Source organism: Legionella shakespearei DSM 23087, assembly GCF_000373765.1.
Taxonomy (GTDB): domain Bacteria; phylum Pseudomonadota; class Gammaproteobacteria; order Legionellales; family Legionellaceae; genus Legionella; species Legionella shakespearei.
On the sequence record NZ_KB892402.1, the window covers coordinates 17,010 to 33,322 of the forward strand.

The following is a 16,313-nucleotide window of genomic DNA, read 5'->3' on the forward strand; positions in this document are numbered from 1 at the left end:
CAAAAAATGTGTAATATTTATGTTTTATATGTTTAACTTTTTCCATATTTGTAGTAAAATATTCGGTTAATTTAACTACCTGGAGTGAGATCATATGCCTCTTTCCATCGTGCAACAATCTTTAACTTTCGATGATGTCCTGCTTGTTCCTGCTCACTCTCTGATTTTGCCTAAAGACGTCTCTTTAAAAACCAAATTAACACGAACCATTAACCTGAATATGCCTTTGCTTTCGGCAGCAATGGATACAGTGACTGAAGCCCGACTGGCTATTGCGCTGGCACAAGAAGGCGGTATTGGGATTATTCACAAGAATATGAGTATCCTGGAACAGGCAGAACAGGTACGCCGCGTCAAAAAATTTGAAAGCGGTATGGTTAAAGATCCTGTTTCTGTAACGCCAGACGTCACTGTAAATGAACTTCTTGAAGTCATGCGACGCTATAATTTTTCAGGCGTTCCGGTAGTTGATGGTGAAAATCTGGTAGGTATTGTCACTAGCCGTGATATTCGCTTTGAAACCAATTTATCATTGTCAGTTTCTCAGGTAATGACGCCTAAAGAGCGGCTGGTCACTGTGAAGGAAGGCGCAAGTCGTGAAGAGGTACGCAGTCTGCTGCACAAGCATCGTATCGAAAAGCTGTTGGTAGTGAATGATTCCTTCCAATTGCGTGGTTTGATTACTGTAAAAGACATTCAAAAAGCCAAAGATAATCCCTATGCATGTAAAGATGACTCAGAGCAATTACGTGTTGGCGCGGCAGTTGGTGTTGGTGAAGGTACTGATGAGCGTGTTGAGGCTCTGATTGAGGCTGGAGTTGATGTCATTGTAGTGGATACAGCCCACGGCCATTCAGAGGGGGTTCTGACAAGAGTCAGATGGATTAAAAAACATTTCCCTGATGTTCAGGTGATTGGCGGAAATATTGCAACAGCCGCTGCTGCACGTGATTTATATGCCGCAGGAGCTGATGCCGTAAAAGTAGGTATAGGTCCTGGTTCGATTTGTACTACCCGAATAGTCACTGGAGTAGGGGTACCACAAATCAGTGCAATTGCTAATGTGGCTTCTGAGCTTAAAGGAAAAATCCCGATCATTGGTGATGGTGGAATCCGTTTCTCAGGTGACGTCTGTAAAGCGCTGGCAGCAGGCGCAGATACGGTCATGTTGGGCAGTATGTTCGCAGGAACCGAAGAGTCTCCTGGTGAAATAGAACTTTATCAGGGAAGAACCTATAAGAGTTATAGAGGTATGGGTTCAATAGGCGCCATGTCCTTGTCTCAGGGTTCAAGCGATCGTTACTTTCAGGATATGAATCAGGGCGCAGAAAAACTGGTTCCAGAAGGAATAGAAGGGCGAGTTCCTTATAAAGGTCCAGTACAAACGATTATTCATCAGCTGTTGGGTGGTTTACGTTCCTGTATGGGATATACTGGTTGCGCGACTATAGACGAACTGCATACTAAAGCAGAGTTTGTTCAGGTTACCAATGCAGGCATGCGCGAATCGCATGTACATGATGTGAGCATCACCAAACAGGCTCCTAATTATCAAGTGGATAATTAATAATGATTGATTTAAAACAACGTCCCATCCTTATTTTGGATTTTGGTTCTCAGTACACCCAGTTAATTGCTCGCAGAGTCCGTGAAATGGGCGTTTATTGTGAGATCTATCCTTATAATCTGACGCAAGCGCAATTCTCAGGATTAAACCCCTGCGGCGTGATTTTATCTGGCGGACCTTCAACAGTCACTCATGATGCCAATCCGCGTGCTCCTGAATGGATATTTACCGCAGGATTACCGGTATTAGGTATTTGTTATGGCATGCAAACTATGGCCGTACAACTGGGTGGTGCAGTTCATTCTTCATCAATCCGTGAATTTGGTTATGCAGAATTGAAATTACACGGCCACAGCGCGCTTTTTGCTGATATTGAAGATCGTACTTCAGAAGAGGGCGATGCCTTACTGGATGTCTGGATGAGTCATGGGGATAAGGTAACGCAGTTACCTCCAGGCTTTGAAATTGTGTGTGAGACGCGTAATGCCCCCATTGCCGGAATGGCTGATGCGAGCCGTCATATGTATGGTTTGCAGTTTCATCCTGAAGTGACGCATACCTTACAGGGTTTGCGGATTTTAAGACGTTTTGTTGTCGATATTTGTCATGCAGCCACAACCTGGACTGCGGATCATATTATTGATGAGGCTATTACCAAAATTAAAAAGCAGGTAGGTGATGAGCACGTTCTGTTAGGTCTATCTGGCGGCGTTGATTCTTCGGTTGTTGCTGCCTTATTGCATAAGGCGATTGGCAAGCAACTTACTTGTGTGTTTGTTGATACGGGTTTATTGCGCCTGAATGAAGCGGAACAGGTAATGCAGATGTTTGGTCAGCATATGGGCATTCAGATCATTGCCGTTAATGCCGAAGACAAATTTTTAAATGCGCTTAAAGGGGTTACTTGCCCTGAAGAAAAAAGAAAAATTATAGGCAGGACTTTTATCGAAGTCTTTGATGAAGAGGCGCAAAAAATTACCGGGGTAACCTGGCTGGCTCAGGGCACTATTTATCCTGATGTGATTGAGTCTGCGGCGACAAGTACCAATGGTGCGGCGGTAGTAATTAAATCACATCATAATGTAGGTGGTTTGCCTGAAACTATGAATTTGAAATTATTAGAACCCATCCGCGAATTGTTTAAAGATGAAGTCCGGAAAGTAGGGCTGGAATTAGGCTTGCCTCATAACATGGTGTACAGACATCCTTTCCCAGGTCCAGGGTTGGGTGTGCGGATTTTGGCTGAAGTTAAAAAGGAATACGCGGATATTTTACGCCAGGCAGACGCTATTTTTATTGAAGAATTGCATAAGGCTGATTTGTACCACAAAGTAAGCCAGGCTTTTGCTGTCTTTTTACCCGTTAAAAGTGTGGGGGTGATGGGTGATGGGCGTCGTTATGATTATGTTATTTGTTTGCGCGCGGTCGAAACTGTTGATTTTATGACAGCGCACTGGTCGCAATTGCCCTGGGATTTTTTGGCTACGGTGTCGAATCGGATTATTAATGAAGTTGCCGGGGTTTCGCGGGTGACTTATGATATTTCAGGAAAACCGCCCGCCACCATCGAATGGGAGTGACACCGAAACGCCATATTTGGTGCATCTTGCACGATCTGGCGTTTCGGTTGGTTAGTCAACCGTAGGAAAATCTCTAAATTTTGGCAAATTGCCCAGTTAGTAGCCCCTCCACCTCCGGGGGAGGGTGCCCGACAGGGCGGGTGGGGGGATTTAAAAATAAAGAGAATACAACTACAGAGATGGAGTTGTTGGTTCATATAATGGTCGTTGCGAACCAGAATAGTGGCGTGAATATTATAAAGAAATGATTGACTTTTGTAGATCCCCCCACCCGCCCTGCCGGGCACCCTCCCCCGGAGGTGGAGGGGCTACTAACTAGGCAATTTGCCAGGAGTTGGGAATTGGCTCTTTCTTACACTCTAAGCTGCGAGGCCTAATACGGTTATGGTTCTGTGTCTCTCCGTGTGCAAACCCACAAACTTTTTAATGAGCGCGTCTATGAATGACCGGTTTTGGATGAAAAAAGCTTATGCAGAGGCTCTCCTGGCTCAGGCCGAAGGGGAAGTTCCTGTAGGTGCTGTTCTCGTCAGCGAATCTAATGAATTATTAGCCTCAGGTCGCAACAGCCTACAAAGCAGTCACGATCCTTCAGATCATGCTGAAGTAAAAGTAATAAGACAGGCTTCCCAATTATTAAAAAACCATCGCTTGTTAAACACCACTTTATACGTAACCCTTGAACCTTGTGCCATGTGTGCAGGTCTTATTGTCCATGCTCGTATCAAACGCCTGGTCTTCGCAACACGTGACTTTAAAGCCGGAGCCGCAGGCTCGGTGTTTAACTTATTGCAGGGATATCCATTAAATCATAGTGTTTTAATTGATGAAGGGATAATGCAAGAGGAATGTGCTGAACTACTTTCTGATTTTTTTAAAACCCTAAGGTAGCTCGTTTTTCTCTGATCCACGTCGTCCTGAGCGCGTCTTTTGGCGCGAAGGATCTCCAAATATTGGCACCATGCCGCTTTCAGGAGATCCTTCGCGCCAAAAGACGCGCTCAGGACGACGTAGATCGGGGAATAGAGAAGATGCTTCAACCGGGTTACACGCTCAATGAAAGTTGCTGTATCAATTGCTTTTTCAAATTGTCCTTTTCATTTTGATCAAGCGGCTTGCCTTCATGATTGGTAATAAAAAACATATCTTCGGCACGTTCGCCTGCAGTGGCAATTTTTGCATTATGTAAATGAATATTGAAGTTCAGGAATACTCGACTTACAGTGGCCAGTAGACCCGGGCGGTCATTGGTCACCAGAAACAGACGGGTATGATGATTCAAATCGTCTTCATTGTAAGTAATTTGTGTTGTGACATTAAAATGTGCTTGTGCTCTGGATAGCCTTTTTTTAGCAATCGGAGGAAGTTGCGCGCTAACCAAAGAGCTGCATAAGGCTCGTTGAATATCGGTAGACTGTTGTTCATTAGACAAGGACTGATTGTGCTCATCCAAAATAATATAAGTATCCAGGTCAAACTGATTATCACAGGTAATAATGGCTGCCTCATGAATCGTGACGTGATGATTGCTCAGTACGGAGGTGGTAATGGTAAAGCGATCATCCCGGTGTGGCATGTAAATAAAGACTTCCGTTCCACCTTCACTATGATGAGGCATAATCATCACTAAAGGAAATTCTGTTGTGGCTAATATCGCTTTAGTCTGACGTGCTATGGCCTCCGGGGATTCATGAAGAAAATATTTACCTTTAAACTGACGCCACAGTTCTTGCACGATATCAGAAGACAAACCTTCTTCAATCAATATATTCAAAGCATAATGTTTGCGAATGGCTATTAACGCAGTTTCATCCATCAAGGCCTGTTCTTTATGAAGCATGTGCTTGGCTGCCCGGTACAATTCTTTCAGCAGCGAATCCTTCCATGCATTCCACAAGGTGGGATTAGTACCACAAATATCAGCCACTGTAAGTAAATACAGATAATCAAGATATCGCGGTTCCGGTAACAAGCGGCAGAAATTTTCTATAGTCTTAGGATCATATATATCCTGACGTTGAGCTGTTTGCGACATGAGCAAGTGGTTTTTTACCAGCCAAACCAGTAAATCAGCATCGCTTTTTTCAATGTGATGCCTGTCAGCAAAGAGTTGTGCCTCTATTGCCCCCAATTCGGAGTGATCTCCGCCACGTCCTTTGGCTATGTCATGAAACAAAGCACTTAAATACAAGATTTCCGGCTTATCAAGAGTTGGCATAATTTTAGCGCATAAGGGAAACTGTTTGCTGTATGCTTCCTGTTTAAAACGGGAGATATTACGTATGACGAAAACAGTATGTTGATCTACAGTGTATACATGAAATAAATCATATTGCATCTGACCGGTTACGGTTGCAAAGCAATCCAGATAATGTGCCAGAACACCATAGCTGTTCATCCTCTGCAAGGCTTCATAAGGATCGTGTCCGGTTCTGATGATGTCGATGAAGGTTTGGGTTGCCTCTGCTGAGTTTCTAAACCGTTTGCCTATCAAAAACAAAGATTCACGGATTAAACGAATAGTACTGGCTCTCACCCCTTCAATGTGAGGGAATTTGGTTATCCACAGAAACAGCGTGAGCAGGGCTTGAGGGTGTTGTTTAAAGACACGTGTATGCCGTACTTCTATGTAATTATTTGAGAGTTGAAATTCGCTATCAAGCAAAGTAAGTTTTTGCTTTTGATGATGGACTATGGTTTCATCAAACCACTGCAAAAGCATTTCATTCAATTCCCTATTGCGCTTGATTACCTTAAAGTAATCTTTCATGAATTGTTCTATAGCCAGCGAATGGGGCTTATCCTGATAACCGAATACCTTGGCCAGTTTGACCTGATAATCAAAAGATAATCGTTCTTCAGGCTTTTCAGCCAGCATGTGCAAGGCAAAACGAACGCGCCAGAGAAAATGCTGACAATACATCAGTCCTTCATATTCCTTATCGGTGATGAAACCGTGACCAATACCGTCAGCCAATTTTTTAATATTAAAATGACGCTTGCCAATGCTGAGTAAAATCTGCAGATCACGTAAGCCGCCGGGACCATATTTTATATTAGGTTCCAGGTTATAGGCGGTTTCTTCATATTTGGCATAGCGGTTTTTTTGTTCTTGCAGTTTGGCAAAGAAATATTCGTGGCTTGGCCACATATGTAATGGGTGGATTTGATAGTTTAACTCTTCCATCAAACTCCCCCGTCCACAAAGGAGAAACATATCCATAAGGGTGGACACAACGCTCAAATCCTGGTTGGCCAGATCGGCACAGGAGCTGACGCTAGTAATTTGATGGCTGACTTCCAGACCAACATCCCAGCAATCCTGAATGAAGGTTTGAGCTTGTGCTAATTGGGATTTTGAAACCTGATCGGTATGCAGGAGCAGTAAATCAATGTCCGAGTGCAGTTGCAATTCCCTGCGTCCATAACTTCCCAAAGCAAGCAGGCAGAAATTATCCCCTTCATCGAGTTTGTTTTTCACAAAGAGGCCAATGAGAAGGGTATCTATAAAAATAGCAAGTTTGCGTGTAATCGCAGTAATATTGGCTTTTTGGCTAAATTCCTGACACAGTTCTTCCTTGAACTGTTTGATGGTGTTTTTAAGTTGCCTGTTATCGTTCTTCATTGCGTAAAGTCAAAATTTCTACGCCGTTATCAGTGACCAGCAACGTGTGTTCCCATTGGGCGGACAAACTATGATCTTTGGTGACCACCGTCCATTGATCAGGCAATAACCGGGTGTGGTATTTGCCGATATTGACCATGGGTTCAATGGTAAAGGTCATTCCTGGTTCCAGCTTCATGCCTGTTCCGGGGACACCGTAATGTAGTACTTGCGGATCTTCATGAAAAATACGCCCAATACCATGACCACAGTAATCACGCACCACAGAACAACGGTTCTTTTCGGCATGTTGCTGGATTGCATGGCCGATGTCACCCAGTTGAACTCCTGGTTTTACCATGTCGATGCCGATAAACAGACAGTCATGGGCGATTTGCACTACATGTTTTGCTTTGACTGAGGGTTTGTTGCCGACTAGAAACATTTTACTGGTATCACCATGGTATTCATCTTTGATAACTGTGATGTCAATGTTGATGATATCGCCGTCTTTCAGCGTCTTTTTACCAGGAATGCCATGGCAGACTACGTGATTGATGGAAGTACAGATGGATTTGGGAAAGCCATTGTAATTCAAGGGTGCAGGAATGGCTTTTTGCACATTAACAATATAATCATGACAAATGGTATTCAATTCATCAGTACTAATGCCTTCTTGCACGTGAGGTCCTATCATTTCCAGAACTTCACCAGCGAGTCGACCTGCAACACGCATTTTTTCGATTTCATCAGGTGTTTTAATTGTAACTGCTGCCATGTGATCTACCTAAAAAAATAATAATGTTAGCACAATCAAGCGATTAGCGACAGAGGACCAAGGCCTACGCATGAAATATTTTTTGACACACTCTATACGATGCTGAAAGAGCATAGAGTTTTTTTCATTACACTTTCATTAATGTAAGAATATTTCTGAGTACCCTCCTTTATTGATTAATTTAAACTCACAAGGATCTTTACTTGCTCAATTAATTCATATATGATTCTTTCTTAAATTATCCTGGATGAATAGAATTAAGGTTATAGAATTAAGGTTATAGAATTAAGGTTATAGAATTAAGGTTATAGTATGCAATCCAAATTCGAGAAGTTTAATGAATTACCATCAGAACTTAAAATTAAAATCGCTCAAAATTTATCAAAGTATGGTTTTAGGAGCTTAGCTGAGACATCAAAATATTCTTTGGCTTTGTTTAAACCTATGATTGATGTTCGTAAATTATTGCATTATGTGACACGCGGGGAACATGATGCGGTCAAAGCGATGTTAAAGCAGAACATCAGTTTAATTTTTAAAAGAGACATCGTTACGGATTGTTCTGGGCGAAAATTTGAGAACGTAAGTGCTTTTGAATATGCACTGTGGGCTCTGGATAAACACATGTGGGCAGCAATGATTGACTGCATCCCAAGTAATGAAGAAGGCAAAAAGGTATTTGCACGATTGATTGCTCAATACAACAAAGTCAACACCGAGGGGTGTACTTATAGTCTTAATGGGAAAACAATCACTGAAAAGCATTTTGATTTCGAAAATACCATCATTAAAGAACTGCGAACACAAGTAGATTTGCAAAACGCACCAGGGGTTAAGGATTGGGATGCCCTTGGTAAGCAGTGGCGAGAAGGTGTTGGTGGCGCACAAAAATTGCTGCCTATGCATGTTGTTGATGAATACTGTTCTTCTGATGTGTCATTTTGTTTGGGGCCTCAGTTTATTTCACAGCCAAAATCATCGAAACAATTTTATGCTCGCGCTACAGAAAGCGCTGAACATTGGTTTAGCCTGACTTCTAAGTTGTCTGTTGATTTTGCAATACATAAGGACACGCTCTCGACACCCCGGTCGGCCTATAAGGCTACGGGTGGTGCTTTACCTCTCGGCTGCATCGATGTGGGTGCTTTGACGACATTATATAAAGTAAGAAAAAACGATTTTATCGCTCTCAAATCGCAACTTGAAGACCAGATGAGGCCAGATAATCATCACCAGGTGTCTCAGATTTTCGCGAATTGACATTATATTCTCCTTATTATATGTTTAGACTGATTTGCGTTCTATTTGTTCTTAATAAATACTTAATGTTTGAATTGTATAATGTTTGCTGGTTTAACTGAATGGGTAAAATGATGCCAAGTCAAAAGCGCACACGTTCAAGCAAAGCTCCTGTACATTTTGAGGATTTTGAAACCTCTGCGAATTTAAAACGTTCCAGAATTAAAAAAACACAAATCAAAAGAAACGTTTCTTCAGAACCTAATGCACTGCTTATGCTTTCTTTATTTTCTGGTGAAAAGAAAGAAGTTGAATTAACTGGGCGAGAAAAAGCCGTACTGACACGAAAAACACGAGTTTTAATGACAGGGCTTGGGATTGATAATATGGAAACAAGAGATTACATTCCCTCTACTCTGGACAGAACCGATTTGGTTGCTGTAAAACCGGTTAATTTGCTGCAAGCGTTTGGTGGCCGAGGTCTGTTTGCCACTCAGGATATAGCTCAAGGTACTGTTATAGGTATTTACACGGGCGAAGTGTTTGATTCGGTTCCTGCGTTTGATGCTTACAAGGCAGAGCATCCCGGTGCAGATGACAGCTATTCAATGACTGTTGCTGGTCGTATAGTCGATGCTGCCAGAAAAGGAAATTTCACCCGATACATTAATTTTTCTGATACTCAGGATAATATGGAGTTTATCGAAGGCCATATAAAAGGAAGAAAAGTTGTTTTGGTGCGTGCTATTAAAGACATTATGGCAGGACAGCAATTTCTGGTTAATTACAACACTCACGAAGAACGCAACTCCAAGCTTTATTTCTTCCTGAATCCAAGTGATGGCTGGTTATCAGCAGAAGAACTACATCAACAACATCAAGACAGCTATCAACCGTTTACTATTCATATAAATCTGGAGGAGCTGGGAGTTACTGAAGGAGACGATTATCAGCTCACACAGGCAGGAGCTGCCGTCATCAATTCTGAATCTTTGTCTGATATCATGGATCTTAATCCGGCGGATATTGATCTTCCGCAGTTGAAGTTAAATCTGAATGGGCAAGTACTCGATTTCAACACAGCGGATGCCTTTACTCCATTACAGCTTGCCTGTTATTTAGGACAAGTGGATAACGTTGCTTTTCTCCTTGCTCAGGGAGCAAACAAGGACTATCACCAGAATAATTCGGGGCAATTCCCGTTATCTTTGGCCTTGGCAGGTTATGCCCAATCACCTGGTAATGAAAATAAGTACATGACTGTTTTGAATTTGCTGGTGTTCCATCAGGCCAATATTTTTGCCCATGACCGATTGGACAGAACTTTTGTCCAGCAGGCAATTTCGGTATTGTCCGATCGCCATTTCGCAGCACTGTTAAACACAGTGAAAAGCAGAAAAGACATCAATGAACTCTTCGCTTACGTTGATGAAAATGATCATGATGTGGTTCTTTATTCTATAAAATGCAAGGCGTTTAACAAGCTGGGACTGCTTTTGGAGTTAAATCCGGAATATTTCGAAAAGACTTTTGACTCTGGAAATACGAATGATGCACGCGCTTTCGAGAGTGCTGTCGAAGGATATACATCGCAGCAAAAAAGAGCTTTATATAGCATGCTTACCCGTGGTGGCCAAAGTCTTCCTCCAAGTGTGATGAATGAATTGGAAGTATCCAATACGAGAGGTTTCAGTTACAACCGTTAGTCAATGCGGGCGGGAAATAAAGTTGGTGCAGGACCTGACTGTTCCGCTCCCTCACGGTCGCGGCTCGGTTTTCGTGCGTTCGTATTTAGTTTATCGTGCACCAGAAAACCGAGCCGCGACTGTTAAGGAGCGGAACTTTTTGTTGAGGCACAGAGCCTGTATAGCATTTGTGTAGCCCGGCTGCAAGCAGACCGGTCTACGGGACTGTGCCACTCCCGGAATTACGTCGTCCTGAGCGCGTCTTTTTGCGCGAAGGATCTCCTGCAATCGGCATGGTGCCAATGTGATCTTGTCCTGTGGTGGTATGCAAATAACCATATCATTAGCTAAACTGTAACATGATGAACCATCAGCTCATTTTGACCACAGTCGAGGCGGAAATGGATGATTACAGGCCTTTCAAAAAAATTCCAGGTGTCTTTTTATTTATTGTTGCTTTGACTCTGAGTATCCCGGCAAGCGCCAAAAATTCGCTTCGTTATGAATTACAAAACATTCTCAATAACAGTATTTCCAACTCATTGACTCCCGGCGCGGTATTACTGGTTTCCAGCCCTGAAACAGGCGTTATCACTGTAGCTGCGGGCTTAGCGAATATAAAGAAAAAAACACCTATGGAAATCACCAACAATTTCCGTATTGCCAGCATGAGTAAAACCTTTCTGGCTGTGACTGTCTTGCGCCTGATAGAACAAGGAAAATTCAACCTTAATGATAAAATGGCCGATTTACTGCCTGACTCCGTTGATATAGACAGAATTCCCAATGGCAATGGCGTTACTGTAAAGCAATTACTGCAAATGCGCAGTGGCATACCTAATTACATTGATTATGATGCTTACAGTGAATTAATCGATAACATGGCAGGGAAAGAATGGACACCGGAGCTTTGCATTCGCATTGTGTACGATAAAAAACCCGGTTTCGCCCCAGGCGCGTCTTATGAATACAGCAATACCAATTACCTCCTGTTGCAGTTGATAGTCGAAAATTATGAGGGAGGTTCCTATGCCGACACCATCAGAAGTGACATTCTGGATCCTTTGAAATTAAAACATACCTTTGTTGAAACCCAGGAATCGGATGATGAGCATCAATTGATAACCAGAGGGTATTCCGTAGAAGACAAAAAGCTCCTTGATGTCACTGATTATAATGATGGCTGGGGCATGGGGGATGGTGGCATGATCAGTACTGCTGAAGACATGAATGTTTTTGTTCGCGCCTTACTCATTGATAAAACACTCCTTAAACCCGACTCTTTACGTAAAATGCTTTCGTTCAAAGACGAGTATGGCCTTGGCATATGGCCTGAAGACATCAATGATGAAACGGCATGGTCCCATAATGGGCTGACCTCCGGTTTTCAGGGACAGTATTATTATTTCCCTGAAAGTCAGTTAACCGTAATTCTATTGACCAACAATTTTGATACAGACATTCTGAGTGATACGGTATCCAAAACCCATAAATTGATTACAGGTGGTGAATAACTACGCTCTGTCTGCCTTACCAAAGACAGTAAGCCCCTGGGTTTTAAACCAGTATTTATCTTCATCGATCACTGAGTCTTTTAGTTCTGGAATAGCACTGAGGCTTGGGTACTCTGTAGTAATAAAATAACTTTGGCCGGCTATATAAAATTCCTTAGTGTTTTGGCTTGGTGTCACCAAAATAACACCAGTCGGAACGAGCGGTATTAACTGGCGAATAAAATTCACTATGTCTTTGGCCTTTTCAATGCCATTGGTGACGCCTAATAAATAAGGGACAAAAACGGTATCGAAGACGGGATTTTGGTTCTTTGCGAACAGGTGTTTTAATTCACCCGCATAAAATTGGATGTCTTTTTTGTATTCAAAATCTTCGGTACCCTTTTTTTGAATAGCACGTTGTACCAGAGCTAGCATGTAATAAATATAGCTGCGTCTCAATGACTTAGGGTGCAGTGCCCAAAGCAAAGGGTTAACGACTTTTCCTGTAGGTAATTTCAACAGAGGAGGATACCACAAGGTAAGGGCGGCCAGTAGTTCGCCTACAGAAGGGTAGGGTGTTCCTGAATCAGCGAATTCCCTGTAATGATAGTATTTTTTAAAAGCTTTTATCCAGGCTATAGTGACCGGATCTTTATCATAAACCGTAATTGATTTTGCCCCTGCTTCTGCGAAAAGAAAACAACTGTTTCCGTAGCCTGGAATAATTAAAATATTCTGATTTTCTATATGTGGCTTAATCGCATAATGATGATTTTGTTTGCCTGAAAGGGCGGAAAAAAGGAAGCGTTCTGCGCCCATGGGATAGATAAGCACTTCTTTATTATCGGACAATCGTGTGATTCGCTGTTCTAAAATCCAGTTTTGTTCTTGCTTGTTTAAAACGGTCTGATTTATTTCAGGCTCAGGCATGCAACAGTTCCTTTTATTTCTATAGTGCTTATGATGTCTCAGCATACTTTAAAATGAATCAATGATACAGGAAAGGCAAACAGCACAGAATTCGTTTTATCGTCAGAAATCAGGGCTTGTGGGAAACTCGCTATAAGAATATAATTCATTTTTTTACTATTGGATTTTATTATTTACAATGGGAAATAAAATGAATCATTTTTTTTTAAGGCATCATGCTCATCAGGCAGCAAAGATATTATACAGTTTCATCGCTTTAGCCTTCTTGTTAATGCCGGTCAATACCTGGGCATCATCAATACAGCCTTACGATTTTGACGGCAAATTCAAAACAATAACCAAAGTATGGAATCCCGAGGTGGCGCTTTATGTAGCGAAGAAATTTGCTGCTGAACATGGCGAGAACGAACAAAATGTTTCGGTAACCAAATTAAATGCCGGAGCCACCAACAATTTTATTTATCTGGTATTTATAGAGAAGCAACTGAAATTTGTTTTAAAAGGAATAGGAGCTAAAGAGGAAGCTGAAGCCTTATTGCTGTTACAAGAAGATGCCCAAATAAAAAATCTGGAAAATAATCCGGCTGCAGCCAAAGTGTGTTTAAGCAAGGCGGTTCATTATTACAAAACCACTGATACCCGGCATATCTATTATTTCGCTATTCTTGAAGCGGCTCAGGGAAAAGAGTTATTCAAAATAATGACAGATGCACTTCTTAACACTAAAGACATTAACGAATTAAGCGATGTCTTTTATGACGCGGGCAAACAGATAAGCGAATTACATAAAACGCTGATCGGTTTTGATCGCTTTATAACTCCCGAACAGATGATGACCATTATTCATGATGACTTCCACCCTGAAAACACGTTTTATGATTTGGGAACAAAGAAATTTTCATTAATTGATAATGAAAGTATGGCCCATAGCATCACTCATCCCATGCTTATAGTCAGAGAAATTTATGGTTTATATGAGGTGCCTGTTATTCGCTGGCCTTCTGAAAAAATTTCCGTCGATCTGTTAAAAGATGCAGATGCACATGATATTGCCACCGTATATATTGAATTAATCAAAGGCATGGCGTCGATTTATCAGGATCCTAAGGCAGCAGCATCAGTTTTTACTCGTCAAATTATCGAATTGAACAATAAATCTCAGGCCTTTCTGAAAGACAGCAGATCAGAACCCTGGATGTTAAATCCACAGGACAAAAGCGAGACACATATTGTTTGGGGCAAATTATCCCATGCGGTATGGGATACCAAATTGAATAATCTTTATCAGGCAAAATTAACAATAATCAATCAGGATATGAAGAGTTACCTGGACTCACTGTAGTTTTGTTTCAGAGTGTGGGCTACGAGACTGTGCCATTTCCGGAACCACGTCGTTTCTTCGCCAAAAGACGCGCTCAGGGCGACGTGGATCGGGTCGGCTGAATCAGATAAAACTTTAACATTATGATTTTAAATCCTCGCTAATTGATCTAAATAGTGTTAAAATTGCGCAACAACCAATATTATTGATTAAATTTAGATCATTTGGTATTGGATTAATCTGGTTTAAAACGATTTGATAAGGCTGGGCACATGTTAGATGTAAAAGATATAAGTATGCAGTTTGGACCTAAATCTTTGTTCCAAAATGTGGACTTGATATTGTTGCCCACGCAACGTTACGGGGTAGTTGGCGCTAATGGTACTGGCAAATCTACCTTTTTGAAAATACTATCCGCTGAAGAACAGCCCTCAAACGGTACGGTTGAAAAAGCAAAAAGCCATAAAGTAGGCATCCTGAAACAAGATCACTTTCGTTATGAAGAAGACCGCCTGATTGATGTAGTCATCCGCGGTAATCCAACCCTGTGGGACGCCATGGTTGAAAAGGAAGCCCTTTACTGTAAAGAAGAGTTTAGTGAAGAGGACGGTTACCGTTTAAGTGAACTGGAAGAGATAGTAATGAATCAGGGAGGCTACGAAGCCGAATCTACTGCTAAAAATTTATTACTTGGTCTTGGAATAGCTGAAAAATTTCATTATGGCCCATTAAGTGCTTTATCGGGAGGATATAAGCTCCGTGTACTTTTGGCTCAAGTCCTTTATCAGCAACCTGACATTATGCTTCTTGACGAGCCTACCAACCATCTTGATATTTTATCTATAGCCTGGCTTGAAGAGTTCTTAAAAACCTCATTTAAGGGACTGTTGATTTTTATTTCCCATGACAGAAGCTTTCTTAACAATGTATCCACTAACATTCTGGATATCGATTATGACACCATCACCGATTATCCCGGTGACTATGACACATTTTGTTTTGCCAAAGAAGAGCGTTTACGTTTAAAACAAAGTGAATTAAAAAATCAGGAAAAACGAATCGATGCATTACAAAGTTTTGTTGATCGTTTTGGTGCTAAAGCAAGTAAGGCCGGTCAGGCTGCTTCACGGCAAAAGATGATTGACAGGATTGAATTGGTTGAAATTAAAGAATCCAATATTTTTAAACCCTATTTCAATTTTCATCAAAGAAAACCATCGGGTAAATCGGTGGTTAAAGTCGAACAATTACATAAGCGTTTCGATGAACGTATTTTATTAAGGGATGTATCCTTTACCATACAGCGAAATGATAAATGCGCCATTATTGGTCCTAATGGAATTGGCAAATCAACTTTATTAAAGATTTTGCTTAATGAATTGCAATCGGATCAGGGTATGTTTGAATGGAGTGATACGGTCAGTGTAGGTTATTTTGCCCAGGATTATCGTACTCAGTTAGATCCGGAACAAACTGTTTTGCAATGGATGGAAGATCAGATTGCCGCACCTTCACAGGAAATTAGAAAAGTCCTGGGGCAGGTATTATTTCGTGGTGCCGATGTAGATAAGAAAATCGCATTATTAAGCGGGGGAGAGTCTGCTCGTTTAATCATGGCCAAGTTGATTTTGGAAAAGCACAATGTGCTGATCTTCGACGAGCCTACCAACCATTTGGATCTTGAATCTATAGATGCTTTGATTGAGGGAATTCAGGCATTTCCTGGTGCGGTTTTATTCGTCAGCCATAATCGCTATTTTATTGATTTGATTTCAACCCGGGTTTTGGTTTTGACGGAGCAATATGGCGTACAAAATTATCTGGGTAACTATAACGATTATCTGGAACAGTTCGGCCAGGATTATCTGGCCACGGCGTAGGCGAAATTTAAACATATAAAACACTGTAGCCTTGATGCAGCGATAGCGTAATCAAGGTTTTTCTTAGCTTTTAGGCTTCTCGGATAAATGAAAACCTTGATTACGCTATCGCTCTGAGAGATCCTCTCATATTGAGTATCACTCAGAACTATGCAGGATCGCCTTCCCCTCTCCGGGGGAAGGTGCCCGACAGGGCGGATGGGGGGATCAAAAAAGGAGTTTCTATCAAATAGACC

At 41.7% G+C, this 16,313-nt stretch carries 11 protein-coding genes; 8 read left to right on the forward strand and 3 right to left on the reverse strand.

Translation table 11 applies throughout. From position 1 onward, the window contains the following. Nucleotides 1-94 precede the first annotated feature (94 nt). The 3 genes from guaB (at nt 95) to tadA (ending at nt 4,035) form a co-directional block, all read left to right on the forward strand. Nucleotides 95-1,567, forward strand: a complete 1,473-nt coding sequence (gene guaB / locus B094_RS0108585; RefSeq protein ID WP_018577399.1) for an IMP dehydrogenase — start codon at nt 95-97, stop codon at nt 1,565-1,567. A 2-nt stretch (nt 1,568-1,569) separates the two neighbouring features. Next, nucleotides 1,570-3,147 (forward strand): glutamine-hydrolyzing GMP synthase, encoded by a 1,578-nt coding sequence (gene guaA, locus B094_RS0108590; RefSeq protein ID WP_018577400.1) that lies wholly within the window; start codon nt 1,570-1,572, stop codon nt 3,145-3,147. A gap of 438 nt (nt 3,148-3,585) precedes the next feature. Then, nucleotides 3,586-4,035, forward strand: a complete 450-nt coding sequence (tadA, locus tag B094_RS0108595) for a tRNA adenosine(34) deaminase TadA (protein ID WP_018577401.1) — start codon at nt 3,586-3,588, stop codon at nt 4,033-4,035. Between the two features lie 154 nt (nt 4,036-4,189). Here the strand turns inward: tadA and glnD are convergent, their stop codons facing one another. Together glnD and map are read right to left on the reverse strand one after the other, a co-directional pair. Further along, nucleotides 4,190-6,769: a [protein-PII] uridylyltransferase gene (gene glnD, locus B094_RS0108600; protein WP_018577402.1), complete on the reverse strand. Its 2,580-nt coding sequence runs from the start codon at nt 6,767-6,769 to the stop codon at nt 4,190-4,192. After that, the gene (map, locus tag B094_RS0108605; RefSeq protein ID WP_018577403.1) at nt 6,756-7,526 is read right to left on the reverse strand and encodes a type I methionyl aminopeptidase; all 771 of its coding nucleotides are present in this window, start codon (nt 7,524-7,526) and stop codon (nt 6,756-6,758) included. The genes glnD and map overlap by 14 nt, the downstream gene beginning before the upstream one ends. A gap of 312 nt (nt 7,527-7,838) precedes the next feature. Here map and B094_RS0108610 point away from each other — a divergent pair, with 312 nt between their 5' ends. The 3 genes from B094_RS0108610 (at nt 7,839) to B094_RS0108620 (ending at nt 11,964) form a co-directional block, all read left to right on the forward strand. Then, complete coding sequence (locus B094_RS0108610; protein ID WP_018577404.1) at nt 7,839-8,786, forward strand: hypothetical protein; 948 nt, start codon at nt 7,839-7,841, stop codon at nt 8,784-8,786. A 101-nt stretch (nt 8,787-8,887) separates the two neighbouring features. Beyond that, on the forward strand, nt 8,888-10,471 hold the full coding sequence (gene ankI, locus B094_RS15980) for a Dot/Icm T4SS effector AnkI/LegAS4 (RefSeq protein WP_018577405.1): 1,584 nt from the start codon (nt 8,888-8,890) through the stop codon (nt 10,469-10,471). A gap of 338 nt (nt 10,472-10,809) precedes the next feature. After that, nucleotides 10,810-11,964, forward strand: a complete 1,155-nt coding sequence (locus B094_RS0108620) for a serine hydrolase domain-containing protein (protein ID WP_237762254.1) — start codon at nt 10,810-10,812, stop codon at nt 11,962-11,964. On the opposite strand, the gene B094_RS0108625 is transcribed toward B094_RS0108620, so the two are convergent. Beyond that, nucleotides 11,965-12,876: a hypothetical protein gene (locus tag B094_RS0108625; RefSeq protein ID WP_018577407.1), complete on the reverse strand. Its 912-nt coding sequence runs from the start codon at nt 12,874-12,876 to the stop codon at nt 11,965-11,967. A gap of 190 nt (nt 12,877-13,066) precedes the next feature. Between B094_RS0108625 and B094_RS0108630 the strand changes: the two genes are divergently transcribed. Continuing rightward, nucleotides 13,067-14,218, forward strand: a complete 1,152-nt coding sequence (locus B094_RS0108630; RefSeq protein ID WP_018577408.1) for a hypothetical protein — start codon at nt 13,067-13,069, stop codon at nt 14,216-14,218. 251 nt (nt 14,219-14,469) lie between these two features. Continuing rightward, nucleotides 14,470-16,077, forward strand: coding sequence for an ABC-F family ATP-binding cassette domain-containing protein (locus B094_RS0108635; RefSeq protein WP_018577409.1), 1,608 nt, complete (start codon nt 14,470-14,472; stop codon nt 16,075-16,077). Nucleotides 16,078-16,313 lie beyond the last annotated feature (236 nt).